This window comes from [Flexibacter] sp. ATCC 35208 (genome assembly GCF_001975825.1).
Lineage (GTDB): Bacteria > Bacteroidota > Bacteroidia > Chitinophagales > Chitinophagaceae > Chitinophaga.
Map to the genome: position 1 here is coordinate 1 of NZ_MTKN01000153.1, position 3,106 is coordinate 3,106.

Below are 3,106 nucleotides of genomic sequence, written 5' to 3' on the forward strand. Positions count from 1 at the left end.
CCGAGAACCGAATACTTACGGGGTTGATGTTAACCAAGCCACACATCCAAAAATAGCACCGTTCTCAAATGATTTGATTATTGCCAAAAGCCTATTCTCATGATTTCTAAAAATGGCCTCTATCGAGTCAAAATGCGGCGAGATTGTTGTTACTGAATTGTCCGTCAAATATTGCGGCTCATGGCCATCAACAGGAATGACTAGAGAATGGAGGTCGATAGCTTTCATATATAATGATTTTATACAAAATCTTACTTTAGTAAATAAATGTTTATTACTGCTAGTATACACCTTTTTCTAATAAAAACTATAGCTGCCAGTCATCATTTATACACATGACTAGAAATCGATGATGCCATTACTATAAGTTTGTTAAGTTGAACCTATAAAGGTCCACATTAGGAAAAACATGAAGATATCGACTGGGTAAGTCAAGAGCAAAAGGGGGTACTTGCTCACTGCTTGATTACGGATACTAGATAAATCTAATAAATGAAAAGTACAATGCATTTCCAGTTTTGCAGCTTGGAGAAGATTCAGATCATTGGCCTCCTACCAAATAATGTTTACTGCAATTCATCCTATATAATAGTAAACTTTTTTTATTACCAAAATACTATTATTTTTAGCATTCATGTTATACGCATGTGTTTTAATTGATTCTTTATGGTCGTCCCAGTACAGAACATAGTTGAGACGGTGGACTTAACCCCGCAGGATGCATTACTTCCGTTATATGAGTGCATTGTTAATTCCATAATTAGTCTGATGCAATCAAATCAAACTCAAAAAGAAATACAAGTTAAAATTAAACGTGGAGATGATCCGACGCAACTTGCTTTTACGGGAATCAAAACAATACATTCGATAGTTGTAACGGATAACGGAGTTGGTTTTAATAGTGAAAATTTAAATTCATTTGAAACTCCGTTTTCGAAAGTAAACAAAGAATATGGATGTAAAGGTATTGGGAGGTTTACTATACTTGCAGCATTCAGGGAGATATATGTGAAAAGCAATTACATTGAGAATGGTACGTGGAAGTATATGGAATTTAAATGTGATGTAGAAAAAGAAGTTCAGCCAATAGTATTAAAAGATTCAGAAACTAAACTACCAAAAACTAGTATTGAATTAATCGATTGCTTTAATCCTGTTATAAAAGATAGAACTGCGATATCAGTTTCAGATATTGCTCATGAGTTAATGAATCACTGCCTCATTTATTACTTAAGCGGTCAAATGCCAATAGTTAAGATTTTTGATGCTGATGATAAGAAAGGAGAAGTGATAAATGATTTATATGCAAAAGTTTCTAAAGAAAAAGAAAGAACATTTAAAGTAGGCCCGCACAGCTTCAGAGCTTACATTACAAAGGTGCAAAAAGAAAATAACAGGAAGCATCACTACATTTACTATTGTGCTAATTCAAGAGTAGTTGGTCAGCCTAGTAGCATAGGTAAAATAAATGCATCTTTTTCATATCCGATTAATGAAAATGGCAATCTATATTTTTTAGATATTTATCTCGTTTCAGACTTTCTAAACAGCAAGAATTACAAGGTAAGGAATGGTTTCTCAATTCCACAGGAAAAAGAAAATGGACTTTTCAACGACCCAGACCTAATATCATTTGAGGAGATTGAAATTGAGCTTGTCAAGCTTCTCGAAAAACAATATCAGAATCATGTAAAAGAAACCTCTTTAAAGAGCCAAACTGATTTGCAAAACTATATTGACAACAATGCTCCTCGATTCAAAAGTTTAAGAAATAATCTTGAGTTATTGAAAACTATTCCTCCCAATCTGACAGATGATAAGAAAGAAGAACATTTATATCGCATTTCATACCAAGCAAGGAAAGAAGTTGAGAGTAAGCTAAAGGAATTTATCAATAATAAGCAGATCAATGAGGAAACCATTCAAAGTATTAAAAAGAGTATTCAGGATAAAACTTCATATGATGTAGATAGTCTAGCTGATTACATGATGAGAAGAAAAGCAATTATTGACCTTTTCGATAAATTCTTGGAAGCAGATAGCGAAGGGAAATATAAGCTTGAGGAAGATATTCATAATCTGATATTTCCATTGGGTTTCACCAGTGACGAAATTGGCTATGAGATGCATAATTTATGGTTGCTCGATGAAAGATTTTTAACGTATAAGTTTATCGCGTCAGATAAAGCTATAACTTCTTTTACTCAGAAAAAAAGCAGCAAAGAGCCTGATGTTATTTGTTTATCCGATAGGCCACAAATGTTTGATAATCCAATCAGCTTTGGTGATAAAAGCAACGGAGAGTTGAACTCAATGGTAATTTTTGAGTTTAAGAGGCCTGGCGATGTAGCTCATCAAAAAAGAAAAAGTGATTACAGATGGGATTTTTCGGAGTTAATTCTTCCATATTTTGATGATTTTCTTTATTCCCAGGATAAAAAAAATTACAAAGGAAAGCATGTAATTGTGAAGAAGGAGACCCCAAAATTTGGGTTTATAATTATTGATATACTCCCTCCTGCCCTAGAGCAATATAATCTTGACAGTGGATGGGAAAAGACGCCATTTGGAACATTTTATAAGATGGAAGCTAAAAAGAATTTGCATTTGGAAGTAATGACGTTTTCAAAGCTTTTGGAATATGCGAAGAATCGACATATGCCATTCTTTGATAAACTTTTTGGCAAATAAAATGGTTTTGCTTGAATTCTGAAGCCAGCAATCTATTCGCTTAGTTATCGCAAACCTTGGAGCATGTCGGAGTAGTGTCAAAGGTGGTAGTTGATTATAGTTTTATAAATTTCTTTTGTGATATTTTAACATTCTAGATGCAAGTCAGTGGCTTAATTATATTACTACTTGATATGTTGATTTTTGGGGGCATGGTACGTAATCTCTGTAATTAAACACATACTTACCAACATTAATTTAGGCATTTCCAATATAATACCACTTCGCATGTAGGAATAAGTGAAGTTGGATTGAAAAATAGAAGGATTAAGAACATGTTTAAAATTCCAAACGACTCATTTTAGAAGTATATTAATGAAAGCTACCTGGATGAATGCAACAGATGATTCAGGTAGCCTTTCATGATCCTTATCTA

General features: G+C 33.3%; 2 protein-coding genes. One reads left to right on the forward strand and one right to left on the reverse strand.

Annotated features, from left to right (window positions below; translation table 11 throughout):
* Positions 1 to 15 precede the first annotated feature (15 nt).
* Complete coding sequence (locus tag BW716_RS34670) at positions 16 to 228, reverse strand: hypothetical protein (RefSeq protein ID WP_083730622.1); 213 nt, start codon at positions 226 to 228, stop codon at positions 16 to 18.
* Positions 229 to 666: 438 nt separating this feature from the next.
* Between BW716_RS34670 and BW716_RS34675 the strand changes: the two genes are divergently transcribed.
* Positions 667 to 2,691 carry a hypothetical protein gene (locus tag BW716_RS34675; RefSeq protein WP_083730623.1) on the forward strand — a complete coding sequence of 675 codons (2,025 nt, stop codon included), beginning with the start codon at positions 667 to 669 and terminating at the stop codon, positions 2,689 to 2,691.
* The last annotated feature ends 415 nt before the right edge of the window (positions 2,692 to 3,106 follow it).

What these genes read in the sequence shown, in the direction of transcription:
- BW716_RS34670 (WP_083730622.1), bottom strand. Translation starts at nt 228, where the DNA reads ATGAAAGCTATCGACCTCCATTCTCTAGTCATTCCTGTTGATGGCCAT.
- BW716_RS34675 (WP_083730623.1), top strand. Translation starts at nt 667, where the DNA reads ATGGTCGTCCCAGTACAGAACATAGTTGAGACGGTGGACTTAACCCCG.